Origin of the sequence: Allobosea sp. (assembly GCF_017308015.1) — a bacterium.
In the GTDB taxonomy this organism is placed as follows: domain Bacteria; phylum Pseudomonadota; class Alphaproteobacteria; order Rhizobiales; family Beijerinckiaceae; genus Allobosea.
The window spans coordinates 215,385-239,970 of sequence record NZ_JAFKFW010000002.1 but is presented as its reverse complement, the minus strand read 5'-3'; the positions used below and the strand labels follow the sequence as shown (position 1 = coordinate 239,970).

23 protein-coding genes are annotated in these 24,586 nt (G+C 66.0%); 13 read left to right on the top strand and 10 right to left on the bottom strand.

Annotated elements, in window-relative coordinates:
* The 4 genes from J0I42_RS01155 to J0I42_RS01140 all read left to right on the top strand — a co-directional run bounded on the left by J0I42_RS01155 (position 1) and on the right by J0I42_RS01140 (position 2,994).
* Positions 1–324, top strand: a complete 324-nt coding sequence (locus J0I42_RS01155; protein WP_291652649.1) for a hypothetical protein — start codon at positions 1–3, stop codon at positions 322–324.
* A gap of 109 nt (positions 325–433) precedes the next feature.
* Positions 434–1,135: a ribose-5-phosphate isomerase RpiA gene (rpiA, locus tag J0I42_RS01150; RefSeq protein WP_291651968.1), complete on the top strand. Its 702-nt coding sequence runs from the start codon at positions 434–436 to the stop codon at positions 1,133–1,135.
* A 112-nt stretch (positions 1,136–1,247) separates the two neighbouring features.
* Positions 1,248–1,745, top strand: a complete 498-nt coding sequence (locus J0I42_RS01145) for a DUF2059 domain-containing protein (RefSeq protein WP_291651967.1) — start codon at positions 1,248–1,250, stop codon at positions 1,743–1,745.
* Between the two features lie 205 nt (positions 1,746–1,950).
* Positions 1,951–2,994 carry an SDR family oxidoreductase gene (locus J0I42_RS01140; protein ID WP_291651965.1) on the top strand — a complete coding sequence of 348 codons (1,044 nt, stop codon included), beginning with the start codon at positions 1,951–1,953 and terminating at the stop codon, positions 2,992–2,994.
* On the opposite strand, the gene J0I42_RS01135 is transcribed toward J0I42_RS01140, so the two are convergent.
* The 3 genes from J0I42_RS01135 to J0I42_RS01125 form a co-directional block, all read right to left on the bottom strand.
* Positions 2,975–4,474, bottom strand: a complete 1,500-nt coding sequence (locus J0I42_RS01135; protein WP_291651962.1) for a tripartite tricarboxylate transporter permease — start codon at positions 4,472–4,474, stop codon at positions 2,975–2,977. The two genes, J0I42_RS01140 and J0I42_RS01135, sit on opposite strands and share 20 nt — an antisense overlap.
* Positions 4,475–4,487: 13 nt before the next feature.
* Complete coding sequence (locus J0I42_RS01130) at positions 4,488–4,967, bottom strand: tripartite tricarboxylate transporter TctB family protein (RefSeq protein WP_291651960.1); 480 nt, start codon at positions 4,965–4,967, stop codon at positions 4,488–4,490.
* A gap of 99 nt (positions 4,968–5,066) precedes the next feature.
* Positions 5,067–6,032: a Bug family tripartite tricarboxylate transporter substrate binding protein gene (locus J0I42_RS01125; protein ID WP_291651959.1), complete on the bottom strand. Its 966-nt coding sequence runs from the start codon at positions 6,030–6,032 to the stop codon at positions 5,067–5,069.
* Positions 6,033–6,256: 224 nt separating this feature from the next.
* Here J0I42_RS01125 and J0I42_RS01120 point away from each other — a divergent pair, with 224 nt between their 5' ends.
* From J0I42_RS01120 to J0I42_RS01110, 3 genes are all read left to right on the top strand, one after another.
* Positions 6,257–7,528 (top strand): O-antigen ligase family protein, encoded by a 1,272-nt coding sequence (locus J0I42_RS01120; protein ID WP_291651958.1) that lies wholly within the window; start codon positions 6,257–6,259, stop codon positions 7,526–7,528.
* On the top strand, positions 7,521–8,891 hold the full coding sequence (gor, locus tag J0I42_RS01115; protein WP_291651956.1) for a glutathione-disulfide reductase: 1,371 nt from the start codon (positions 7,521–7,523) through the stop codon (positions 8,889–8,891). Before J0I42_RS01120 ends, gor begins: the two co-directional genes overlap by 8 nt.
* Positions 8,892–9,301: 410 nt before the next feature.
* Positions 9,302–10,687 (top strand): class II 3-deoxy-7-phosphoheptulonate synthase, encoded by a 1,386-nt coding sequence (locus J0I42_RS01110; protein ID WP_291651954.1) that lies wholly within the window; start codon positions 9,302–9,304, stop codon positions 10,685–10,687.
* Positions 10,688–10,765: 78 nt separating this feature from the next.
* Here the strand turns inward: J0I42_RS01110 and J0I42_RS01105 are convergent, their stop codons facing one another.
* Entirely contained in the window at positions 10,766–11,635 is an 870-nt protein-coding gene (locus J0I42_RS01105; RefSeq protein WP_291651952.1) for an outer membrane protein, read from the bottom strand.
* A gap of 1,329 nt (positions 11,636–12,964) precedes the next feature.
* Here J0I42_RS01105 and gltX point away from each other — a divergent pair.
* Entirely contained in the window at positions 12,965–14,320 is a 1,356-nt protein-coding gene (gene gltX, locus J0I42_RS01100) for a glutamate--tRNA ligase (RefSeq protein ID WP_291651950.1), read from the top strand.
* A 160-nt stretch (positions 14,321–14,480) separates the two neighbouring features.
* Here gltX and J0I42_RS01095 read toward each other — a convergent pair whose 3' ends face one another.
* Together J0I42_RS01095 and J0I42_RS01090 are read right to left on the bottom strand one after the other, a co-directional pair.
* Entirely contained in the window at positions 14,481–15,803 is a 1,323-nt protein-coding gene (locus J0I42_RS01095) for an MFS transporter (protein ID WP_291651948.1), read from the bottom strand.
* 189 nt (positions 15,804–15,992) lie between these two features.
* The gene (locus tag J0I42_RS01090) at positions 15,993–17,102 is read right to left on the bottom strand and encodes a DUF2865 domain-containing protein (RefSeq protein WP_291651946.1); all 1,110 of its coding nucleotides are present in this window, start codon (positions 17,100–17,102) and stop codon (positions 15,993–15,995) included.
* A gap of 319 nt (positions 17,103–17,421) precedes the next feature.
* On the opposite strand from J0I42_RS01090, the gene J0I42_RS01085 reads away from it, so the two are divergent.
* On the top strand, positions 17,422–18,372 hold the full coding sequence (locus J0I42_RS01085; protein WP_291651945.1) for a phosphoribosylaminoimidazolesuccinocarboxamide synthase: 951 nt from the start codon (positions 17,422–17,424) through the stop codon (positions 18,370–18,372).
* A gap of 12 nt (positions 18,373–18,384) precedes the next feature.
* On the opposite strand, the gene J0I42_RS01080 is transcribed toward J0I42_RS01085, so the two are convergent.
* The gene (locus tag J0I42_RS01080; RefSeq protein ID WP_291651943.1) at positions 18,385–18,882 is read right to left on the bottom strand and encodes a MarR family winged helix-turn-helix transcriptional regulator; all 498 of its coding nucleotides are present in this window, start codon (positions 18,880–18,882) and stop codon (positions 18,385–18,387) included.
* Positions 18,883–19,194: 312 nt separating this feature from the next.
* On the opposite strand from J0I42_RS01080, the gene J0I42_RS01075 reads away from it, so the two are divergent.
* Complete coding sequence (locus tag J0I42_RS01075) at positions 19,195–19,977, top strand: CHAD domain-containing protein (protein WP_291652647.1); 783 nt, start codon at positions 19,195–19,197, stop codon at positions 19,975–19,977.
* A 39-nt stretch (positions 19,978–20,016) separates the two neighbouring features.
* Here J0I42_RS01075 and J0I42_RS01070 read toward each other — a convergent pair whose 3' ends face one another.
* Positions 20,017–21,102 (bottom strand): TRAP transporter substrate-binding protein, encoded by a 1,086-nt coding sequence (locus J0I42_RS01070; RefSeq protein WP_291651940.1) that lies wholly within the window; start codon positions 21,100–21,102, stop codon positions 20,017–20,019.
* A 62-nt stretch (positions 21,103–21,164) separates the two neighbouring features.
* Between J0I42_RS01070 and J0I42_RS01065 the strand changes: the two genes are divergently transcribed.
* Together J0I42_RS01065 and J0I42_RS01060 are read left to right on the top strand one after the other, a co-directional pair.
* Positions 21,165–22,175, top strand: coding sequence for a fumarylacetoacetate hydrolase family protein (locus J0I42_RS01065; RefSeq protein ID WP_291651939.1), 1,011 nt, complete (start codon positions 21,165–21,167; stop codon positions 22,173–22,175).
* A 93-nt stretch (positions 22,176–22,268) separates the two neighbouring features.
* Positions 22,269–22,802 (top strand): hypothetical protein, encoded by a 534-nt coding sequence (locus J0I42_RS01060; protein ID WP_291651938.1) that lies wholly within the window; start codon positions 22,269–22,271, stop codon positions 22,800–22,802.
* On the opposite strand, the gene J0I42_RS01055 is transcribed toward J0I42_RS01060, so the two are convergent.
* Positions 22,783–23,334, bottom strand: a complete 552-nt coding sequence (locus tag J0I42_RS01055; RefSeq protein ID WP_291651937.1) for a GNAT family N-acetyltransferase — start codon at positions 23,332–23,334, stop codon at positions 22,783–22,785. The genes J0I42_RS01060 and J0I42_RS01055 overlap by 20 nt on opposite strands.
* A 122-nt stretch (positions 23,335–23,456) precedes the next feature.
* On the opposite strand from J0I42_RS01055, the gene J0I42_RS01050 reads away from it, so the two are divergent.
* Positions 23,457–23,972, top strand: a complete 516-nt coding sequence (locus tag J0I42_RS01050; protein WP_291651935.1) for a CreA family protein — start codon at positions 23,457–23,459, stop codon at positions 23,970–23,972.
* Positions 23,973–23,984: 12 nt separating this feature from the next.
* Here J0I42_RS01050 and J0I42_RS01045 read toward each other — a convergent pair whose 3' ends face one another.
* The gene (locus J0I42_RS01045; protein ID WP_291651933.1) at positions 23,985–24,314 is read right to left on the bottom strand and encodes a hypothetical protein; all 330 of its coding nucleotides are present in this window, start codon (positions 24,312–24,314) and stop codon (positions 23,985–23,987) included.
* Positions 24,315–24,586 lie beyond the last annotated feature (272 nt).

The following is a 24,586-nucleotide window of genomic DNA, read 5'->3' as shown; positions in this document are numbered from 1 at the left end:
ATGGCGGGCGCTGGGCCGGCTTCTGCCGGCCCCTTCGAGTTTGCGCCCGCGCCGCAGACCGATCTCAACAGGGTCTACAGGATCGACAAGGCGACCGGCGAGGTCGGGGCCTGCCAGTTCCAGCTCAAGGAGGGCGGCGTCGGTCTGACCGTCTGCTTCCCTTCGGGCGAGGGAGCCGGCCCACAGGCGCCCAGCGATTACGGGCTGATGCCGTCCCGCCATGAAAAGGAGGGCGGCATCTTCCGCGTCAATATCCGCACCGGCGAGATGAGCATCTGCTACGTCTTCGACGACAAGACAGTGTGCACGCCGCAGACGAAATGACGCCGGGAGGCCTGCGCGCGCTGGACTCGTCGGCTTTGCCGGGGCAGGAGAGCGCCGTCGTCCGGCCCGGGCGGCAGGCGTTTTCCAGAACCTGAGCCGGACGAAACCCATGAATGCCGACGACCTGAAGAAGCAGGCTGCCGCCCGCGCCCTCGAGCTGGTGCAGCCGGGCATGCGGCTCGGCCTCGGCACCGGCTCAACCGCGAAGCATTTCGTTGACCTGCTCGGCGTGAAGGTGGCTGCCGGTTTCGATGTGCTCTGCGTCTCGACCTCCGAGGCGACGCAGGCCCAGGCCGTTTCATTGGGGATTCCGATGTCGACGCTCGACGAGACACCGGAACTCGATCTCACCGTGGACGGCGCCGACGAGGTCGATCCGCAATTGCGCCTGATCAAGGGCGGCGGTGCGGCGCTGCTGCGCGAGAAGATCGTCGCGGCCGCTTCCGCGCGCATGATCGTGATCGCCGATGACGGCAAGCTGGTGCAGACGCTCGGTCGCTTCCCGCTGCCGATCGAGGTCGTACCCTTCGGATTGGAAGCGACGCGCCGGGCGGTAGCCGCAGCCGTCGCCGCCTCCGGCGGATCGGGCGAACTCACGCTGCGCCGGAAGCCGGACGGAACCACGCTGGTCACCGATGGCGGACATTACATCCTCGACGCGCATCTCGGTACGATCGAGCACCCGGAGCTGCTGGCACAGGCGCTGAACATCGTGCCGGGCGTCGTCGAGCACGGCCTGTTCATCGGGCTGGCGACCGGAGCCATCCTGGCGGGCGCTGGCGGCCTCAGGCTCATCGGTAGGATCGAATAATTCCATTCCGGCGCGATCCACGCTAAGGAACGCGCCACAATGACCGGTCCGTCGTGTCGATAGCGCAATCGCGCGCTCCGGCGATGGTTCGCTGATGAAGGGGTTTCAACGCATGATCCGTCGTTCTCTCGCCCGGGCTGCCATCGGTCTGGCGCTTGTCTGCGCAGCGCCCGCCTTCGCCCAGGCGCCGGCGTTGACGCCGAGCCATCTCCAGGTGGCGCGCGAGGTCGCGGACCTGACCGGTATCACGCTGACGTTCACCGGCATCTACAGCGAGTTCGAGAAGAACGTGCAGGAGTTGATCGCAACCCGGCCTGAGATGAAGAAGGATGCCGATGCCGTCATCTCCGCGCTGAAGCCGGAAGCCGACAAGCGCATCGACGAGATGACGAAGACGGCGGCCGAGGTTTTCGCCCGGAAGATGAACGAGGCGGATCTCAAGGAGGTCGCCGGCTTTTTCAAATCTCCGGTGGGGCAGCGTTACAATGCCTTGCGGCGCGAGGCGATGGACGATCTTTTCAGCGTCCTGCAGCCCTGGACCCTCCAGACGAGCCAGTATCTGTTCGACCGCTTCTCGCAGGAGATGCGCAAGCGCGGCCATTCGCTGTGACACCGCAGGCGTAGCGGCGCTTTGGAATATCCGGGGGCCGGCGAGCAATCGCCGGCCTTTTTGATGAGGTCGGGGCGGTCGGCTCATCGGCCTGCGCCGGCCGAAATGGTTCACCCACCGTGCTGCCCGGCCCGCCGCGCTCTGGCATCAGGCTGCAACGGACGTTATGGCCGGGCGGTCGAAGCGGAACGGTGGAGCCAGAGACATGACCCGCGATCTCGTCCTCGTGACCGGAGGCTCCGGCTTCCTCGCGGGGCATTGCATCCTGTCGCTGCTAGCTGCCGGCTACGATGTCCGCACGACGCTGCGCGATCCCGGGCGGGAGGCGCCACTCAGGGAAGCCTTGCGCCTGGCCGGCATCGATGCCGGCAGCCGTTTGCAGGTCGCCGTTGCCGATCTGCTGCGCGACGAGGGCTGGGCTGAAGCCGCCTCCGGCTGCACCTATGTCCTGCATGTCGCTTCGCCGGTGGCCGCTGCCGAGCCGAAGGATGAGGACGAGCTGATCCGTCCTGCGCGCGAAGGCACGCTGCGCGTCCTGCGCGCCGCGCAGCGGGCCGGGGCGAGGCGTGCCGTCCTGACCTCGTCCTTCGCGGCGATCGGCTATGGCCGGGCGGTAAAGCGGCCCTATGACGAGCGCGACTGGACGAACGTCGCGGCGCCCGAACTCGCCGCCTATCCGAAATCCAAGACATTGGCTGAACGGGCCGCCTGGGATTTCGTTGATGGCGAAGGGCGGGGACTGGAGCTTGCGGTCGTCAATCCCGTCGGCATCTTCGGTCCGCTGCTCGGGCCTGACCTCTCGCCCTCGATCCTGCTGGTCAGGGCCATGCTGGACGGAAGATTGTGGGCGGTGCCACGGCTGATGTTCGGCGTCGTCGACGTGCGCGATGTCGCCGACCTGCACCTGCGCGCCATGACCGATGCTGCTGCCGCGGGCGAACGTTTTCTGGCCACGGCCGGCGATTTCATGACGATGCAGGCGATTGCCCAGGCGCTGAAGGACGGGCTCGGAGAGAATGCAGCGCGGGTGTCGACGCGCGTGCTGCCGGACTGGCTGGTGCGCCTGGCCGCGCGCTTCAGCACCACCGCGCGTCAGGCTGCGACGGCCGAACTCGGCCGCAGCAAGAATGCGACGAGCGCCAAGGCGCAGGCCATGCTCGGCTGGCAACCGCGCCCGGCGGATGAGGCTCTCGCCGCGACGGGAGAAAGCCTCATCCGGCTCGGTCTTGTCAATCTTCGGCGGCCTTGAAGCGGTTCAGGCCCTTCATCACGAACGGAGCGACCAGCGCGAGGAAGGCGATGCCGAGCAGCGTCGCCGAGATCGGGTTCTCCAGCAGGATCATCGGATCGCCCAGGCTGATCTGCAGCGCGCGCCGCAATTGCGCCTCCGCCATCGGGCCGAGGATGAGCCCGACCACCATCGGCGCCACCGGGTAGTCGTAGCGGCGCATCAGATAGCCCATGAAGCCGAACAGGAAGAGCATGCCGAGCTCGACCGGTGAGCCGTTGACCGCCAGCGTGCCCATCGTCGCGAAGACGAGGATGCCAGCATAGAGCCAGGGTTGCGGGATCGCCAGCAGCCGGACCCAGAGCCCGATCAGCGGCAGGTTCAGGATCACCAGCATGACATTGGCGATGAAGAGAGAGGCGATCAGGCCCCAGACCAGGTCGGGCTTTTCGGCAAAGAGCAGAGGGCCGGGATTGAGCCCGTATTGCTGGAAACCGGCGAGCATGATTGCCGCCGTCGCCGAGGTCGGCAGGCCGAGCGTGAGCAGCGGTACCAGCGTGCCGGCCGCGGAGGCGTTGTTGGCCGCTTCGGGCCCGGCAACGCCCTCGATCGCGCCCTTGCCGAATTCGTCCGGATATTTGCAGAGCTTCCGTTCGGTCGAATAGCTCAGGAAGGTCGGCACCTCGGCGCCGCCGGCGGGCAGGGCGCCGATCGGGAAGCCGAAGGCGGTGCCGCGCAGCCAGGGGGCCCAGGAACGCTTCCAGTCCTCCTTGGTCATCCAAAGCGAGCCCTTTATCGGAATGATCTCCTCGGGGTCGCGGAAGCGCTTGGAGGCGACGTAGAAGGCCTCGCCCACCGCGAACAGGCCGACGGCCAGCGTTGTGACCTCGACGCCGTTCAGCAGTTCCGGTACGCCGAAGGTCAGACGTGCCTGGCCGGTCAGCTTGTCGATGCCGATCAGGCCGAGCGCGATGCCGATGAACAGACTGGTCAGGCCGCGCAGAGGCGAGTCGCCGAAGGTTGCGGAGACCGTGACGAAGGCGACGATCATCAGCGCGAAATAATCCCAGGGGCCGAACTTCACCGCGAGCTCGACCAGCAGGGGCGCGAGGAAGGCAAGCCCGATCGTCGCGATCAGGCCGGCCACGAAGGAGCCGATCGCCGAGGTCGCGAGTGCCGGGCCGCCACGGCCGGCCTTGGCCATCTTCGAGCCTTCGAGCGCGGTGGCGAGCGAAGCGCTTTCGCCGGGTGCGTTGAGCAGGATCGCGGTGGTCGAGCCGCCATACATGCCGCCATAGTAGATGCCGGCGAACATGATGAGCGATCCGGCCGGATCGAGCTTGAATGTCACCGGCAGCAGGAGCGCGACGGTCAACGCCGGTCCGATGCCGGGCAGCACGCCGACGGCGGTGCCGAGGAAGACGCCGATCAGGCAGAACATGAGCTTGGCGGGCTCGAAGGCGACGCCGAAGCCGTTGATCAGGGAGAGCAGGGTATCCATGGTCTGGCTCTCCTCAGAGGAACAGGCGCTCGAGCGGGCCCGACGGCAGGATCAGCGTCAGGACCTTGGCGAAGACGAGGTAGATGACGAGGCCGAGCACGAAGCCGATCGCGGCGTCGACAGCCAGGGCCTGGCGGCCCATGCCGCGGGCGGTGCAGGCGAAGACCACGGTGATGGCGATGATGAAGCCGCCGCCCAGCCCGATGCAGGCGATCAGGAAGACCAGTCCGCCGGCGATCCAGAGCAGGGCGTTGCTGTCGGCGTCCTCGGGCTGCGGCAGGCCTTCACGGAAGGCGACCACGAAATGCGCGAGGCCGAGGATGGCGAGCCCGGCCGCCACGACATAGGGCATGGCGGTCGGTCCGACGCCGTAGGTCGAGGTGATCGTCTGCTGGGAAGCGTCATAGCCGACGAGGGCGGCGAAAATCAGCAGCAGGACGCCCACCACCAGGGCCGGTTTGTTGGCGCTTTGCGAGCGCGTATCGTTGGTCATGGCGTTCCCGCAGTCATGTCCGGCGCTTTTGAGGCGCTTCTGGCGGTTGGAAAAGGGGCCGGTTTCCCGGCCCCTTCTGATTCTGGCGTCGCTATCGGCTTACTTCACCAGGCCGACATCGACCATGACCTTGGAGACGCGCTCGATCTCGGCCTTCAGGAAGGTGTCGAACGCGGCGCCGGCGAGGAAGGAATCGTCCCATCCGCGGGCCTTGAGGATTTCCTGCCACTCCTTCGACTTGGCCATCTTCTCGACCGTGTCGGTCAGGGCCTTGGTCTGTTCGGCGGAGAGGCCGGGAGGCGCCACGACCGAGCGCCAGTTCAACAGCTCGAGATCGATGCCCTGCTCCTTCAGCGTCGGCGCATCCGGGGCGTTCTCGAGGCGCTTGGGCGAGGAAACCGCGAGCACGCGCAGCTTGCCGGCCTTGATCTGGCCCTCGAACTCGCCATAGCCGGAGACGCCGGCCGTGACGCGCCCGCCCAGCATCGCCGCCAGGGCCTCGCCGCCGCCGGAGAATGGAATGTAGTTGATCTTCTTGGCGTCGGCGCCGACCGCCTTGGCGAACAGCGCGGCGAGGATGTGGTCCGTGCCGCCGGCGGAGCCGCCGGCCCATGTCACTTTGGCCGGGTCGGCTTTCAGGCGCTCGGCGAGATCCTTGGCGGTCTTGAGCGGCGATTCCGTCGGCACGACGATGACCTCGGCCTCGGCGGTGAGGCGCGCGATCGGCGTCACCTGGGTCAGGTTGACCGGCGACTTGTTGAGGAGGATGGCGCCGACCATGACGAAGCCGTTGACCATCAACTGGTCACCAGCGCCCTTCGCGCCGATCAATTGCGCGAGGCCGATGGTGCCGCCTGCGCCGGTCACGTTGTTGACCTGCACGCTCTTGACGATGCCGGCTGCCGTCAGCGCCTGCTGCATCGAACGCGCCGTGCCGTCCCAGCCGCCGCCGGGGGCGGCGGGTGCCATGATCTTCAGTTCGTTGAGCTGTGCGAACGCGGCGGTGGAGAGGGCAGCCAGCGCGACTGCCGTCAGGGCCGTCCGCTTCAGGATGGATGTCAGCATGAATTCCTCCGCTTGCGGGCTTTGCCCGCGGGTTTCTTGAAGCACTCCGCCTGTGGCACCTCGCCGCGCTGGTCGTCAATTGCGCCTGATTGCATAATCGGAAGTCAAGAATTTTCGGCCTAAGCGCAGGTTGGCCGCAGAATCTACACCTTTCATCCTACGACTGCGGGCACTCGCGCGATAACGCGCTGGCGGCGTTTCCTGCGATCGCGTAAGCGCAAACCATGAGTCAGACGCGTCTCGCCGATCGTCAGGAAACCACGCCGGTCCCCGGGCCGCTGCCGCTGCGGCTGATCGGGGCTGGTGTCGTGCTGATGGTGCTGATGCCGCTGGCAATGTGGCTCGCCAACCGATCGTCGACACTTCTGCTCGGTCTGGCAGTCATCCCCTTCGTCGCCGCAGTCGTTGCCACCGGCCGGACAGGCGATCTGATCGGGCGCATGCTGCGCCTTCTCGCAACGCCGCTCGGGCTGGCGTTGACCGCCTTTCTGGCCTGGGCGCTCTTCTCGATCCTGTGGAGCCATCGGCCACAGGCCTCCCTGCGGGCCTGGGGCGAGTTCGCGCTGCCCATCGCCTTCGCTCTCGCCATCGCCGCTACCAGCCGGTTCAGGCCGCAACCTGCGTGGCTGCGGGCGCTTGCGCTCGCGATCATTCTCGCCTGCCTGCTGATGATGTTCGAGCTTGCCTCCGGGCTGTCGCAGCGTGCTGCGCTCGGCGTCGGCAAGCTGATGAGCTTCGTCTTCAACCGCCCGGCGATCACCGCGCTCGTGCTGGCCGTGCCGACGATCCATGGACTGTGGAATCAGCCCGGCGCGCGCCGGTCCGATCGCATTCTGGCGGTCGTTCTCGCCCTTGCCGTGGCCGCACTGGCATTGCGCTCGGAAAGTGCCTCGGCGCGGCTCGGCGTTGCCGTTTGCGCCATCTGCTGGGGGCTGTCGGCGCTCTGGCCGCGTCTGACGCTGACGGCTGCGGGCTGCGCCTTCCTCCTCGCCATGGCGGTGGCGCCTGTGCTCGGCGTCGCCGCGCAGAACTGGCTGCCTTCGCTTATCCTGAACCGGTTCGCCGTGATGACCGGGCAGGCCCGTATCGATATCTGGCAGAGCTTCGGCGAGGTCGCGCGGGCACGACCGATTGTCGGCGCCGGCTTCGGGACTTCGGCCACCATGCACGAGCATCCGGTGGCGGCGGAGGTCTCGCCCGCGCATCGTCCGCTTCTGGCCGCGAGCCATCCGCACGACATGCCCCTGCAGGCCTGGGCCGAGACCGGAGCGGTCGGAGCAGGCATCCTCGTGCTTGCCGGCCTCTTCCTGCTGGCTCGGTTGCGCCGCCTGCCGTCGCGCGAGATGGCGCCCCGCCTCGCGCTGTTCGCCGGCGCTTTCGCGATTTCCGCCGTCGGGCACGGAGCCTGGCAGGGCTGGTGGATTGCGGTCCTGGGGGCGGCGGTTCTCTGGTTCGGTCCGGGCCCGGCAGCGCCCCTTGGAGAAGACCATGGCTGATTTCGACGTCGACCTGTTCGTCATCGGTGCGGGTTCGGGCGGCACGCGCGCGGCGCGCATCGCGGCCAGCCACGGCGCTCGCGTCATGATCGCCGAGGAGGACAGGATCGGTGGCACTTGCGTGATCCGCGGCTGCGTGCCCAAGAAGCTCTTCGTCTATGCCAGCCGCTTCGCCGAGGACTTCGAGGACGCCGCCGGTTTCGGCTGGACGTTGCCTCAGGCGCCGGTCTTCGACTGGCCGACCCTGCGCGATGCGGTGGCGAACGAGGTCACCCGTCTCTCCGGCCTCTATCGCAAGGGCCTGGAGGGCGCGAGGGTCGCAATCCGCGAGGAGCGCGCCGTCGTCGAAGGGCCGCATCAGGTCCGGCTGACGAAGAGCGGCGAGCTGATCCACGCCCGCCACATCCTCGTCGCAACCGGCGGCTGGCCGTCCTTCGACCCGCCGATCCCGGGTGGTGAGCTCGGCATCTCCTCGAACGAAATCTTCCACCTGCCAGTGCTGCCGAAGCGCCTGCTCGTGGTCGGCGGCGGTTATATCGCGCTGGAGTTCGCCAGTCTCTTCGCCCGGCTCGGCGTTGCGGTGACCGTGCTGCACCGGGGCGACAATGTCCTGCGCGGCTTCGACGAGGATATCCGAAACCGCCTGCGCGATGCGCTTCTCCATGCCGGCATCACCCTGAGGCTGGGCTGCACGATCGAACGCATCGAGGAACTGCCGGATGGTTCCCGTCGCGCCCATTGCGCAAAGGGTGACCCGATCGACGCCGATGTCGTCCTCGTCGCCACGGGCCGCCGGCCGAACACGAAAGGGCTCGGTCTGGAGCAGGCCGGCGTCGCCCTCGGCTCCTTCGGCGAGATCAGGGTGGATGCCGCATCAGCCAGCAGCGTACCTTCGATCCATGCCGTCGGCGACGTGACCAACCGGGTCAACCTGACGCCGGTCGCGATCCGCGAGGGGCATGCCTTCTCCGACTCGACCTTCGGCAGCCGGAGATGGACGGTCGACCACGCCACCATCGCTTCAGCCGTCTTCACGACGCCGGAGATCGGCACCGTCGGCCTGTCGGAGGCGCAGGCGATAGCGGCAGGGCACAGGGTCACCGTCTTCGAATCCGGCTTCCGTCCGATGAAGGCGACGATCTCCGGCCGGCAGGAGCGCATCTACATGAAGCTCGTCGTGGACGCGCAATCGGACAAGGTGCTCGGCGTCCATATCCTCGGCCATGATGCCGGGGAGATCGTCCAGGCGGTCGCCATCGCCGTGACGATGGGCGCGACCAAGGCCGACTTCGATCGCACCGTCGCGCTGCATCCGAGCGCGGCGGAGGAACTGGTCACGATGCGGACGCCGCGCGCGGGCTAGGCGGCGAGCCGTGCTTGTCATTCCGGGGCGCGCCGGAGGCGCGAACCGGGAACCCGCGACCGGGTAGAATATCAGGGCCCGATTGCAGTCGGGTCATCCGATCGTGGGGGCCGGGTTCTTACGGCCGCGCGAAGCCCCCGATGGACAAAGGTCGTTCCCGGCGCCCGGTTGAATCAGCCTGCCAAGGACTTGAATCATGATGGCAGGCGGTTGCCGCAACGTATCAGCAGCGGACGCTATCCTGTTGCGCGGATTCGTCTTTCCCGACGCATGCGTTGAACGACCGGGCTGCCCGCCGCCAGGGCTTCTCTCCGAAGGTGGCCATTCCCACATCATCGGTGTATAGCCGCCCCTTCGCGCAACCAAGAGGTTAACGACGCGCGATCCCGAAGTCAGGAGCACGAAGTCCCATGTCCGAGCGGTGGACGCCAGAGAGCTGGAGGGCCAAGCCTGTCCAGCAGATTCCGGAATATCCGGACCAGGCAGCCTTGAAGGCGGTCGAGCAGCAGCTCGCCGGCTTTCCGCCGCTCGTTTTTGCAGGCGAGGCGCGCAAGCTCAAACGGGCGTTGAGCAAGGTCGCCGCCGGTGAGGCTTTCCTGCTGCAGGGAGGCGACTGTGCCGAGAGCTTCGCCGAGCATTCGGCCGACAATATCCGCGACTTCTTCCGGCTGTTCCTCCAGATGGCGGTGGTACTGACCTTCGCCGGCGGCTCGCCGGTGGTGAAGGTCGGCCGCATCGCCGGCCAGTTCGCCAAGCCGCGTTCGGCCCCGACCGAGAAGGTCGGCGATCTCGAGTTGCCGAGCTACAAGGGCGATATCGTCAACGATATCGGCGTGACCGCCGATGCCCGTATCCCGGATCCCCGCCGCCAGCTCGAGGCCTACCGGCAGTCGGCGGCGACGCTGAACCTGATCCGTGCCTTCGCGACCGGCGGCTACGCCAATCTCGACAACGCGCACCGCTGGATGCTTGGCTTCGTCAAGGATTCACCGCAGTCCCATCGCTACCAGGAGGTGGCCGAGCGCATCACCGAGGCGCTGGATTTCATGCGCGCCATCGGTATCGATCCGGAGACCCATCCGGAAATGCGCACGACCGACTTCTACACCAGCCATGAGGCGCTGCTGCTCGGCTACGAGCAGGCGATGACCCGGACGGATTCGACGACCGGCGAATGGTACGACACCTCCGGCCATATGGTCTGGATCGGGGATCGCACGCGCCAGCTCGACCATGCCCATGTCGAGTTCTTCCGCGGCATCAAGAACCCGATCGGTCTGAAATGCGGTCCCTCGACCACGGTCGATGGCCTGCTCAAGCTGATCGAGGTGCTCGATCCGCAGAACCAGGCCGGTCGCCTGACGCTGATCGCGCGCTTTGGCGCCGACAAGGTCTTCGACCACTTGCCGGCGCTGGTGCGGGCGACGAAGCGCGAGGGCCGCAACGTCGTCTGGTCCTGCGATCCGATGCATGGCAACACGGTCAAGGCCGCGAGCGGCTACAAGACGCGGCCCTTCGACCTGATTCTGGGTGAAGTGAAGAACTTCTTCGCCGTCCACGAGGCCGAGGGCACTCATGCCGGCGGTCTGCATCTGGAAATGACCGGCAAGAACGTAACGGAATGCACCGGCGGCGCCCGCGGCATGACGGACGCGGACCTCAACGACCGCTACCACACGGTCTGCGATCCCCGCCTCAATGCCGAGCAGGCGCTGGAGCTCGCCTTCATCGTTGCGGAGCTGGTCAAGCGGCAGCGTGCCGGCCGGGCGCGGCCCGAGGTCGAGGCGGCCGAGTAAGGCGTTTCGCGAGGTTCATGAACAGAAAAGGCCGGGGCGATAACCCCGGCCTTTTCGTTTGAGGCGTGACGGCCAGCGTCAGAATTTGACGCCCAGCGCGGCGCGTGCGGTATTGACCGTCGTCGTCGTGCCCTCGACATCGGCGAAGCGGACGAGCTGGTATTCGCCACGCAGGAACATGTTCTCCGCCAGCGCCCAGTCCACGCCGCCGCCGAGCGCCAGGCCGAAGCCGTAGACGTTCTTCTTCGATGCGCCGACCGTCAGGGGATAACCCGCCGCGTCGAAATCCTCGACTGCATTGGTGATCGGGTTGGTGCGGGTGACATGCCAGGTCGAGGTCACCGTCGAACGCGTGTTGAAGCGCCCGACAGCGCCGCCGACGGTGGCGTAGGGCATGAACGAGCCGAAAGCCCAGCCCAAGCGCAAGCGCGCGGTTGCGTAGTCCAGCAGCTTGGCGCCCTGATTGGTCGTCAGGGACCAGTCGTTCACAGAGTTGTCCGACAGAATCGACCGTCGTGCGATATAGTCGGTGATGCTGTAGCTCTGGCCCGAACGGGTGTAATCTGCCTCAAAGCCGAGAACGGCGTCGCCGAAGGCCCAGTTATAGCCCAGGAAGCCGAAATAGGTCGCTCCGCTATCCTGATTCGAGGGCAGGTTGTTGACGAAGGAGCCCATGTCGCGCTGGGCGCCGAGCGCGGTGTTTCGGAACGAGTAGCGCGCCAGGTTCTGAAGCCCCTCTCCGGGCTCGAACTTCGTATCGGATACGCCGGCACCGCCACCGAAATAGAAGCCGGACCAGTCGATGCCGCGCTCGAAAGTCGAGGCGGCCGGGGGGGCGTCGACGGCCTGCGTGCCGCGCAGATAATCCGCCGCCAGCGTCGGAGCGGCGAGAAGGCTGGTCGCAAGGGCTGTGGACCCGAACGTGAGCGCGATGGAACGGATGCGCATCCTGATCTCCCCGAGCAGCGGTTCGATTCCACCGTTTTACCCTGCTCTGGAGTCAATTCATGCCTTGGTAACCCTAATGCCGGGTTAACGTCTTCACGGTCGCCAGGCCGTATTCTGTCAGGGTTTCGAAGATTGGATCGCAGTCTGATCAGAGAAAGTTTGCAGTGACATTCTGCTTCTGGTCCATTCTGAGCGCGCTTTCCGTACCAAGGCCTCCTGATCGATGTGCTCCGTCTAGCGCTCGACCATCTGGATCGACATCGGCGGCTACCAGCGGGCTGTGAAGGAGCGGCGAGGCGGCTCGATCATCATGGCCTCATGCGTCAGGGGCCGGAGGCCGTTAAGGGGTGTTTCCGAAACTTTAAAAATGAAACCCCAAGAGGTCGGCGCAATAATTAAGCCTTAGAATCCAGCCTTCCTCGACATAGGGGGAAGGCTGTGCCGTATTCGTCTTTGAGCGATCCTGCCGATCTAGCTCGTGCGGAGCGACTTCATAAGTCAGCGTGGGCGAGAATCGAGCCTACGTTGTCGTCCTGCGTGAACTATGACAGCGAGAGGGCGCGATTGGCTTACATCGTCGTTCAACTGATGTCCGGACGGTTTGGTGATGAGCGAATTGTCCGGGATGCGATAGCGCACTTCAATCTGGATCCGCCGAGCCGATAATCGCGCGCCACCTCACACCTCCCTGCGCGCTATCGGTTACTGCCACGGCTGGAGCCGGTGTAGCTGGCGCCAGGGTTCAGCCAAAGGAGCCGTCGTCGCGCAGTCCGAAATGCGGCGGGCTCGTCACGCAGCTATGGCCGCTTTGATCGGGCAGGCCCTTGAACACCTCGCGACAATCCGCATCGGTGAAGCGAATCGTCCCTCCTCATCGTCTCGCCCTCCCTTGCAGGTGGACGGAGGCGACTTCGAGCCTCTGAACGGTAACAGCGAATTCCTGAGACGTGCCATCGTCGTTGCCGTGGTCGCAGTCGATGCAGCCGTGGATGACAACCAAAATGCGGAGTGTCTTCGGACACTTGACGAGGCCGGGCTGTTCTCGAAATGCTTGGCCCACAAGCCTTCCCGGCTTCTTTATATCAAGGAGCGTGAAATCGCCTGTGATCGACCGCTTCTCCAGGGCGAGGGACTTGGGAGAGGCGGAAACAGGCTTTCAGCGTTATTTTCGACTGGCTGTCCGTACGCGACAGTTCGGGCTGACGCCGCAAACTTGCATGCAGGTGCAGCAACGGGTCGGAGAACTTCACGCTGATGCCGGATTAACAGTGGGCAATTTGCCTGAAACGCCGGATTGTCGCCTGCCTGCAAACGCGCCATAAGCCGGCCATGACATCGTCTGCTGCAATTCGGCCGCTCGTTCGCTTCGCGCCGTCGCCCACCGGTTATCTCCATATCGGCAACGCCCGGCCGGCGTTGTTCAATTGGCTGTTCGCGCGCCGGCATCACGGCCGCTTCTTGCTGCGCTACGACGATACCGACGTCGCCCGGTCGAAGGCGGAGTATGCGGATGCCATCGCCGAGGATCTGGGTTGGCTGGGCATCGTTCCCGACCAGGTGATCCGGCAGTCCGAACGGCTCGCCATCTATGATGCTGCGGCCGAGCGCCTGCGTGGGGCAGGACGGCTCTATGCCTGCTACGAGACGGCCGACGAGCTCGACCGCCGCCGCAAGCGCCTGCTCGCCCGCGGCCTGCCGCCGATCTACGACCGCGCCGCCCTGAAGCTCACCGGCGAGCAGAAGGCTGCCTTCGAGGCAGAAGGGCGCAAGCCGCATTGGCGCTTCCTGCTGGAGCAGCGTGAGGTGGCCTGGGACGATCTCGTGCGCGGCGCTTCTCACGTTGATTGCGCCTCGCTTTCGGACCCGGTGCTCGTGCGCGAGGATGGCAGTTATCTCTATCACCTGCCGTCCGTGGTTGACGATATCGAGACCGGCGTCACGCATATCGTCCGCGGTGAGGACCATGTCACCAACACGGCAATGCATATCCAGATGTTCGAGGCCCTCGACGCCGGTTTGCCGACCATGGCGCATGTCAATCTGTTGACCACCGCGAGCGGCGAGGGGTTGTCGAAGCGTCTCGGCCATCTTTCACTGCGCGGCCTGCGCGAGACCGGCGTCGAGGCGCTGGCCGTGGCCGCGCTTGCGACGCTGGTCGGCACTTCCGATGCGGTGCGACCGGTCGCAAGCCTCGACGAGCTCGCCGGGCTGGTCGATCTCGCCCATGTCTCGCGGGCGCCTGCCAAGTTCGACGAGCACGAGCTGGAGACGCTGAGTGCCCGTACGTTGCATCAATTGCCGCTCGCTGCGGTGGAGGGGCGTCTGAGGGCGCTCGGCGTCACGGCCGACGAGGCGTTCTGGCAGGCCGTGCGCGGTAATCTCGCTAAGCTGGATGAGGCGGCTCAGTGGTGGCGCGTCGTGCACGGGCCGATCGCTCCGGTGATCGCCGATGCCGGTTTTGCCGCGATCGCGGCTGGCTTGCTGCCGACGGAACCCTTCGACGCGGCGACCTGGAAGAGCTGGACACAAGCCGTATCGGCGGAGACGGGTGCCAAGGGCAAGGCGCTGTTCATGCCGTTGCGCCAGGCCTTGACCGGGCTCGATCACGGGCCTGAACTCGCCGCGCTCCTGCCGCTGATCGGCCGGGAGAAGGCTCTGAAGCGGCTAGGCGGCGAAAAGGCCTGACCTATTCCTTCTTCTCCGCAGGAGAGAATTAGGACGAAGGGTCTCGCGGCGCGGGGCTTGTGCGCACTCAGCCGTAAGATTAGGCGCATTCCCAGCCGTCGGCGCTTCGCGCGGCTGCCGTCCCACGCATGCGGAGCATGGGCAGAAGACCTCGCTCGGATCACTCGTGCCGGTGCATCGCCGATGCGTGCTTGGTGTCGCGCATGGTCGAATAGACCAGGAACGACAGGAAGATGATGCCGGCGAGGTAGTAGTAGAACCATTGCTCGTGGCCCTGTTGCTTGAAGAACAGGGCGATGGCCGGCGCTGTGCCGCCGAAAATCGAGACCGTGACGGCATAGGGCACGGCGACGCCGGTGGCGCGGATCGCGGTCGGGAACAGTTCCGCCTTCACCACCGCGTTGATCGAGGTGTAGCCGGCGGTGAATACCCAGGCGCCGCAAAGCAGCAGGAAAGCGACGAACGCCGATTTGGTCCCGGAGAGCGTGGTCAGGATCGGCACCGTCAGCAGCGAGCCGGCCAGCCCAAAGAAGATCAGCAGCGGCTTGCGGCCGATCCGGTCCGAGATAGCGCCATAGATCGGCTGCAGGATCGCCGCGAAGATCAGCGAGCCCGCGATCACGTAGGTCGTCGTGATATCGGAGAGGCCGACCGTTTGCTTGACGAAGGTCTGCATATAGGTGGTGAAGGTATAGAAGGCTGCGGTGCCGCCTGCTGTGAGGCCGACCACGATCGCGACCTCGCGCGGATATTTCAACAGGCCCTTCAGTGAGCTTTCCTTCTTCATCGTCGCCCTGGCGGCTTCGAAGGACTCGGTCTCGTGCATGTGCCGGCGCATCAGCATCGCGGTGACGGCGAGCATCGCTCCGATGACGAAGGGAATGCGCCAGCCCCAGGCGACGAGTTGCTCATGCGTCAGGAAGACGTTCTGCAGCAGCAGGAGCACCAGGATGGCGGTGAGCTGCCCGCCGATCAGCGTCACGTACTGGAAGCTCGAATAGAAGCCGCGATGCTCTGGGTCGGCGATTTCCGTGAGGTAGGTCGCGCTGGCCCCGTATTCGCCGCCGAGGCTCAGGCCTTCGATGATGCGCGCCAGCGCCAGGAGCGCCGGAGCGGCGAAGCCGATCGTCTCGTAGGTCGGCGTGAAAGCGATGATCAGCGAGCCGAAACACATCATCAGCACCGACACCATCAGCGAGAGCCGCCGGCCATAGCGATCGGCGAGGTGTCCGAACAGCCAGCCGCCGATCGGCCGCACGATGAAGCCGGCGGCGAACAGGGTCGCGGCGTTGAGCTGCTGGACCACCGGATCATGCGAGGGGAAGAAGGCCGGCGCGAAATAGAGCGCGAAGGCGGTGTAGGCGTAGAAATCGTACCATTCGACGAGATTGCCGACCGAGCCGATGAAGATCGCCTTGAGGCGGCGTTTGGCGTCGTCCAACTGGATGGGATGGGCGGGCGTCGTCACGGTTGTCTCTGACATGGCGGCCTTCTGAGCTGGGGAGCGTCAGAAGCGGGCGCGCGGCGCGATGGAGCCGTGGGACGGGTCTGGCGGCCTCCCGGAGGCGGCTTGGATGCTCTTCTTATGCTGCCGTTCCCGTCATGCGTCCAGAAGTGATCGCAGCGTTCTCTGTCGATCTTGCATACGGAAATCGCATGGAACTTTTTCTGCTCAGGGCCGCGCGGCCTGCGGGTTGAGGTTGGGCGCTAGGTTGGGCGCGACGATCCGCACCGCCCGGCGCTCGCCGGTGATGCTTTGCGATTCGCTCTTCAACCCGTCCTTCTTGTCGAGCACCTTCTCGCCGACGATGTCAGGGCCGACGCCGGCCGACTCGGTGCCGGCCGTCGGCGAATCTTCCGACGGCATCGGCTTCTCGTCGGGGACGACTGGAACGGGCGCGGGCGTCACGGGTTGGGCCGCGGCCGTGCCCTTGCGCTTCGGATCGGCTTTCGGGCGCGACAGTTCGGCCGCGCGCTGCTCGGTCAGGATGACGTCGCCCTTGCGCTTGTCGAGCAGGTATTCGGCGTCCCTGAGAGCTGCCGACCAGCTCTGCCCCTGACCGCGACATGTACAGGCGGCGTCGAAGCTGCGGATGTATTTGCCGGCATTGGCCAGCGATGAGTAGGGTTGGCCGGTTGCGCGCGAGGCGGCGTTCTGGATGTCGCCGCCGGTGCTCATGCCATAAGCCAGCGTCTCGGTGCCCGGGCACAGCGCCTGGCACATCTCGTCGCCATTGCCGGTATTGTTCGAGAGCGGGAAGAAATAACCGTCGCAGGTCCGGACGCAGACCGTCTGGGGGCCGCCGAGCCGCGGCTTCGCCGGTTCGGTCGGCTGCTCGGGATCGAGCTCCGGCAAGGTCGAATCGATCTCGCCGGGGCCGGGATCGCGCCCGAAGATCGTGTCGAAGAAGCCGCGCGGCTGCGCGCGGCAGTTGTTGTTGATGGCTGCCGCGAGTTGGGCGCGGCGCTGCTCGATGCCGCCACCTTCGGCCTGGCGCTGCAGAGCGCCGTACTGGTTCTGCAACTGGCCGATCTGCTGGCGGATGAAGTTGCATTGCGGTGGCGGCGAGTCGAAGAAGCTGAAACCTCGGTCGCAACCCATGGAGCGATACTGGTTGCCCAATTGAGCGAGCTGGGCGCCGACGCGCTGCGCGGCCTGTGCCGCGCGCGGATCGCCGCCGCTGCGGCCCTGCAGACTCTCCAGTTCGGCGCGCCAGGCATTGCAGGACGCCGACTGCGCCATGGCGCCGCCGCCAAGGGCCGCCAGCATCAGAAGGGCCATGCCGAAGCGTCTGGACAGTCGCAGCATCATCGCAGGTCGGGTCACGTCATCCATAGTCGAGCCGGCAGGCCGGCCCTGTTCGGGAACTGTGGTCTAGAACACCCGCCAAACACGACGGAACTATGGAGCGGAGCCTCGCCTGATAGGCCGCGGGGACGCTCCATCGCGAGGGCCTCGCATGCCACATTCGGGCAGGCGCAGCAATCCGGGGAAGCCGCGACCGCCCCGATGGTGGAAAACTTCGGTTCTGGTTAGAAGACCTGTGGCAGCGGCCCGGCCGCGCCGGTCCTCCGTGCAGCGCCAATGAGGCAAGCTCCCCATGTCCGACTATCTGCCTCTTCACGAAGCCGTCATTCCCGAGCTGCCGAACTATTATCGCGGCAAGGTGCGCGAGAACTACGACCTGCCCGACAATCGCCGCATCCTGATCTCGACCGACCGCTTGTCCGCTTTCGACCGGGCGATCGCGTCGATCCCGCTGAAGGGCCAGGTGCTGACCCAGACCGCGCGCTACTGGTTCGAGCAGACCGCCGATATCTGCCCCAACCATGTCCTGGAGTATCCCGATCCGAACGTCGTCGTCGGCAGGCGACTCGAGATCCTGCCCGTCGAGATGGTCGTGCGCGGCTATCTCGCCGGCACGACCGGGACTTCGATCCTGACGATGTACAAGCAGGGCCGCCGCGAGATGTACGGCATGACCCTGCCGGACGGTCTGCGCGACAACGAGGCGCTGCCGCAGGCGATCATCACCCCGACCAGCAAGGCCTTCGACGGCGGCCATGACGAACCGCTCTCGGCCGCGCAGATCGTCGGGGAGGGGCTGCTGACACAGAAGCAATGGGACGAGGTCTCGGCCTATTCGCTGGCGCTCTTCGCCCGTGGCCAGAAGCTTGCCAGCGAGCGCGGCCTGGTCCTCGCAGACACGAAATACGAGTTCGGCACCGATGCCGAGGGCCGCATCGTGCTGGCCGACGAGATCCATACGCCGGATTCGAGCCGTTACTGGTTCGCGGAAAGCTATCCGGAGCGCTTCGCTGCCGGCGGCAAGCCGGAATCCTTCGACAAGGATTTCGTGCGCAACTGGGTTGTCGCCCGCTGCGATCCCTACACGCAGGATCTGCCGCCGATCCCGCAGGAACTGATCAACCAGACATCGGCAGTTTATGTCCGTGCCTATGAGGCGATCACGGGCACCGCTTTCGCCTACCCGCCGAAGGGCGAGGATCCGGCGCAGCGCATCCGGCGCAATCTGGCGCGGTATTTCTGAGAGGCGGGGCGCTCAGGCCCCGTCTTCCTCGCGGTAGTTCCCTGCGAGGTGTCGGCCGCGCTCGGTCAACGTCGAAAGCACGCGCTCGAACACCTTGAGTTCGTCGGGAGCGATGCCCTCGATCCAGCGCGCCTCGAAGCCGAGCGCGAGCGGCACGATCTGGTCGTAGATGCGCTTGCCCGCCGGGGTCAGCGTGACGAAGGATTCGCGCCGGTCCTGCCTGTTCTCGGCGCGCGAGACGAGGCCGCGCTTCTCGAGTTCGCCCACGGCGCGCGAGACCTTGGTCTTGTGCATCTGGGCGAGCTCGCCGATATCGCGCGAGGTCAGCTTGCCGAACTCGCCGAGCTGCGCCACCACCCGCCATTCCGGGATGCCGATGCCGAAGCGCTCGCCATAGATGCGCCCCAGCGCCCGGCCGCCGAGCGTGCCGACGACGTTCAGGCGATAGGGCAGGAAGCGCTCCAGATGGAGAAGCTGATCCTCGAGGGCGGGCGGCGTTTTCGTTGACATGGGCTGGTCTGTAACGGTTCCGGAGAGCCTGGCGGGTTCGCGGCTATCATCCGCATCCGAGAGCCGCAAGCATAGAGCTGAAAAGGCGATGCTGTCGCGCGTCCCGCATCGCGTTCGGGCTACTTCGGACGAACAGTGGAATCCTGATCGGCCGTTGGGGTAAACTGTCGGTCCGGATTGGCGCGCAACGGGGTGGAATACCACATGGCGACGAGGTCGAGCTCCGGTCCGGAGGCGAAGGCGGCGATGATGCGGCGATGGTCGCGGCACTGGCTGCGCTCCTGCCGCGAGATGCCGGGCCGTGCTTTGGCCGTGCTCGATCGCCATGACGACGACCCGGGGCGGCAGATCCACGAGTTCCGCCGCCTGATGAAGGCTTGGCGGGCGCTGCTGAAACTTGCGCCCATCGGATTGGCCGAGGAGGGGAAGGCGATCCGGGCCTGCGCCGGGCGTTTGCGGCGCGGTTTTGGCGGGGCGCGCGATTCGGCCGTCATCGCCAAGGTTCTGGGCAAGCTATGCCCGGATCGGGCTCCGAAGGGCGACGCGGAGGCCGCAATGGCGGCCGCGGCAGTGCTGATGCGCGATCAAGGCGATGCGGTCCGGACCGAGCTCCAGAGATCGTCAGCCGCGATGGCGGGCTGGTCCTTGGCGGATGAGACGGGCGAGTTTCTGGCGCAGGCTTTCAGGCGAAGCTATCGGCGGGCTCGCCGTCAGGCGCGCGAGAATCCGCGGTGTATGAGCGTCGAGCATCTGCATGACTGGAGAACCACGGTCGTCGATCTGAGCTATCAACTCAGCTTCTTTGCCTGGGCTTGTCCTGCGCGGCTTCGACGGCAGGCCGGTATGGCGGAGCGCCTGCGCTCCGGGGTTGGTAAAGTGATCGACCTGGACATGGTCCGGACCCATCTCGCCGAGGAGGCGTTGACGAGCGGTGGCAAGCGGCTCGCGCATGAGATCGAGCGCAAGGAGGCCAGAAAGCGCCGCAGGGCGGCGAAGCTGGCCGACCGCCTTCTGGCTCGCCGTCCCAGGCGCGAGCACGCCGACCTCGCCATGGCGCTGGCGCGCCATCCGCCGCGGCGGGTCAGCTTTGCGTGATCCGCTCCCCGCAGTCGGCGAGGGGAGCGGTCATGGGTTTCAGCGCGCCTTCAGCCGGTTCATGAACGTATCGTAGGAGAGTTCCGCGATCTGCCACCAGAGCAGGTTCTCGCCGCGGAACGCGACCATCGAATCGTAGCCCTTCTTGAAATCCGGACTCTTGGCGCTGGTCTCGGCATAGTATTCCTCGGCCGCCTTCAGCGCGGCTTCCATCACCGGCAGCGGGAAGCCACGCAATTGCGCGCCCTGCGCCACCAGCCGGCGCAGGCCGCCGGGGTTCACGAAGTCGTACTTCGCCAGCATCCAGTTATTGGCCGCCTCGCAGGCATTCTGCACGATCGCCTGATAGTGCTTCGGCAGCTTGGCCCACGCTTCCTTGCCGATGATCAGGTGCAGCATCGCGCCGCCCTCCCACCAGCCGGGATAGTAGTAGTACTTGGCGACGCGGATGAAGCCGAGCTTCTCGTCGTCATAGGGGCCGACGAACTCGGCCGCGTCGATCGCGCCGCGCTCCAGCGCCGGATAGACGTCGCCGGGCGCGATCTGCGTCGGCACCACGCCGAGCTTGGCAAGCACCGCCCCACCCATGCCGCCGATACGGAACTTCAGGCCCTTGAGGTCGTCGATGCTCTTCAATTCGTTGCGGAAGAAGCCGCCCATCTGGCAGCCGGAATTGCCGCAGGGGATGGAGTAGGCGTTGAACCGGTCGAGCACGCCGTTCACGATCTGCTCGCCGCCGCCGAAATACCACCAGCTATGCTGCTGGCGGGCGTTGAGCCCGAACGGGATGCCGGTGCCCAGACCCAGCGTCGGGTCCTTGCCGATGTAGAAATAGGTCGGCGAATGCGCGCATTCGACCGTGCCGGACGAGACGGCGTCGAGCGCCTGCAGGCCGGGCACGATCTCGCCGGGGGCGAAGACCTGGATTTCGAACTTGCCGTCGGTCGCCTCGGAGACGAGCTTCGAGAACTGCTGGGCCGTGCCGAAGATGGTGTCGAGCGACTTCGGGAAGCTCGAGGTCAGCCGCCATTTCACCTCGGGTTGCGACTGCGCGACCGCCGGCATCGCGACCGTCGTCGCGGCGGCGGCCAGTGCCCCCGATTTCAAAAAGCTGCGACGTTCCATATGGTTTCCTCCCGAGGGCTTGTTATGCCCTTATTGGCGCGTCCGGGAAGGAATGAAAAGACATGAAGCTCGCCTCGCTCGCGCATGGCCGTGACGGCCGCCTCGTCGTCGTCTCGCGGGACCTGACCCGCGCTACCGACGCCTTTCCGGTCGTTCCGACGCTGCAAGCCGCTCTCGACGACTGGGAGCGGAACGCGCCACGCCTGGCCGATCTCGCCGAGGGGCTGGAGCACGGCTCGGTCCCGTCCTTCCGCTTCCACGAGCATGACTGCGCCGCGCCGATGCCGCGCGCCTATCAGTGGCTCGACGGTTCGGCCTATGTGAACCACGTCGACCTCGTCCGGAAGGCGCGGGGGGCGACCATGCCGGACAGCTTCTGGACCGATCCGCTGATGTACCAGGGCGGCAGCGACGCCTCGCTCGGCCCGCGCCAGGCCGTGCAGGCCCGCAGCGAGGAGGACGGCATCGATTTCGAGGCCGAGATCGCGGTCGTCACCGGCGATGTGCCGATGGGCGTGACCCGCGAGGAGGCACTCGGGGCGATCCGTCTGGTCATGCTCGTCAACGACGTGAGCCTGCGCAATCGGATTCCCGGCGAATTGGCGAAAGGCTTTGGATTCGTTCAGTCGAAACCGTCCTCTGCCTATTCGCCGGTCGCGGTCACTCCGGATGAACTGGGCGATGCCTGGCGCGACGGGCGTCTGCATTTGCCGCTGCTGGCGCTGGTCAACGGAACTTTGTTCGGCAAGCCGGATGCCGGCACCAACATGACCTTCGATTTCGGCGCGCTGATCGCTCATGCCGCCGCGACGCGCCGCCTCTCGGCCGGAACGATCGTCGGCGCCGGCACGGTCTCGAACCGCGATGCCGATGGCGGCCCCGGGCGGCCGGTGGCGGAAGGTGGCCTCGGCTATGCCTGCATCGCCGAGCAGCGCATGGTCGAGACGATCCGGGGCGGTGAGCCCAGGACGCCTTTCCTGCGCTTTGGTGATACCGTCCGCATCGAGATGAAGGATGCCTCCGGGCATTCGATCTTCGGCGCGATCGAGCAGGAAATACTGCCCCACGGCTGATCGTTCTCCGGCGGTCGCGGCTTGGCGGCAGCCGGTGGGCCGGGTAACCTCATGCCCTGAAGCGCCGATGCCAGACGCGAGAGCCGAGACGCCATGACCGAGACCGTGCCGTTCTATTCGACCGCCATCCCGCTGGCCTTCTTCATATGGGGGCCGGTCCTGGTGGTGCTGCTGTTCTGGGCGGTCGGTGTCTGGTCGAACCGGCAGGGCGTGCCGCGCATGCTGGAGAGCGACTGGGACGGTTACAGCGTCGCGGATGTCGAGAAGCTGTTCACGCTCTATGGCGAGGACAAGCGCGCCCGCTATCGCAACCGCGTGCTGCCGGCCGATGTCGCCTGCGCCTTCACCTATGCCATCGTCGGCGCCCTGATCGTCGCTGGCCTCGCGATGCGGGGGCAGCCCTGGTGGGTGGCTGCGCTCTGCGGAGGCGGCTGGCTGCTCGGCGGGCTCTGCGATGTGGCCGAGAACTTCGCTGTGGCGCGGTTGCTCGATCGCTATCCGCAGGTCGATGGTGGCAATGTCGCCTTCGCCAGCGCCATGACGCGCGTGAAACTGGTCCTCTTCGCCCTCGGCGTCATTGGCGCGCTCGCCGCTGCCTATATCGTCTTCAAGCCGCTGGCGGGTTGAGGCGGCGCCAAGCCGCGCCCGTGAGCCGGAAACGCGTGGCGACCACGACGGGATGGCCGATCAGGATCGTCGGGTCGATCGGCCCGGGCGTGAAGCCGAGCCGCTCCGCCAGTCGCAGGGAGGCCAGATTGAGCGGATGCGTGGTGACGGCAATGCTCGCCAGCGCGAGCGTATCGAAACCATGCCGCAACAGGCTCGCTCCGGCTTCACGCGCATAGCCCCGGCCCCAACTCGCAACGATGAAGCGATAGCTCAGCTGGACATCCTCGGTCGCGGCGCCGTCCGGAATAAGCCCGACATAGCCAAGGCACGCTTTGGGCTCCGCTTTCGCAAATACCGACCAGTAGCCCAGCCCCCGGTCGACATGGCTGAAGCTGCGTGCCGCAACGGCGTCGCGGCTCATCGCGGGATCGTCGACGGCGGCGATATGTTTCATCACGAGCGGATCGGCGTTCATCGCCGCGACGGCGTCGATATCCTCGAGCGACCGCGGACGCAGCAGCAGCCTTTCGCTTTGCAGTTCCGGCAGCATGGCCACGTTGCTCCGATGTTTCTGTGTCGATCGACATTGTGCGGTGCAGAACTCTGGTGCGCCGCCATCCGGCTTCCCATATCCTGCCGGGTGCCGAGCTGAAACGCGCCGGGAGAATTGGAATGCTGCTTCGTCGTTGGGTTCTGGCCGCTCTGGCCCTCGCCCTGTCGGGAATGATGCTGTCGCCGGCCTCGGCGCAGGAAGACCTGATCTTCAGGAAATCGACCGTCTGGAAGATGCTGACGCCGAACGACAAGCTCGCCGTCTACGGCGTCGACGATCCCATCGTCGAGGGCGTCGCCTGCCATTACACCGTGCCCGAGAAGGGCGGCGTATCCGGCATGTTCGGCGTTGCCGAGGAGGTTTCGGAGGTCTCGCTGGCCTGCCGCCAGATCGGCCCGATCAAGTTCAAGGAGAAGGCTGGACAGGGCGACGTGGTCTTCCGGGAGCGCCGCTCGTTGATCTGGAAGAAGATGCAGATCGTCCGCGGCTGCGACGCCAAGCGCAACGTGCTGGTCTATCTCGTCTATACCGACAAGCTGATCGATGGCTCGCCGCAGAACTCGACCTCGACCGTGCCGGTCATGCCCTGGGGCAATTCGGGCGAGCCGCCGAAATGCTCGGAATGGATTCGGTGAGGCTGAAGACGGTCACTCGCCGCAGGTGATGCTGAGCGGCTGCTCTGTCGCTTGCGGCGGGCTCTGCCTGGTGATCGAGCCGGTGAAGTCCTCGCGGGTGGCGACGCCGAAGGCGACGGCCTTGCCGAAGCCCTGCGATTCGCACCAGGCATTGGCGACGATCTGGCCGCATTCGGCCTTGGACGAGATGCAGTCGGCGACGCCGTAGCCGTCGCTGGCCGGGATCAGGAAGGTGCGCGGTTCGTTCGCGGCGGCGACGGTCTGGCTGGTCGGCATGATCGACAGCGAGATGCCGCCGGCAACGATCCCGAGCAATCCGACGAAGGCCACGGCGCGGCGCATGAATTTGGGTTCCTGATGGGTTGCGGGCGCTGAACCCGCGAATCGGGAGGATGGTTCCGGTCGGTTAAATTTGAATGAACCGCAGCAACCTTCGAGCAATGCTGCAATGCAGCATTCGGGCGCCCTCTTGACGGAAAGCCCGCAGAAAGGCAATCAGGTCCTCCCATGACGCGAGCCGCCATCAACAGCACTTGCATTATTTGCCGCTAGCTTTCGCTGGCCGGCTGCTCACGTCCTCGTCCTGAAAAACGAACCGACAAAAGCGCCCCCGG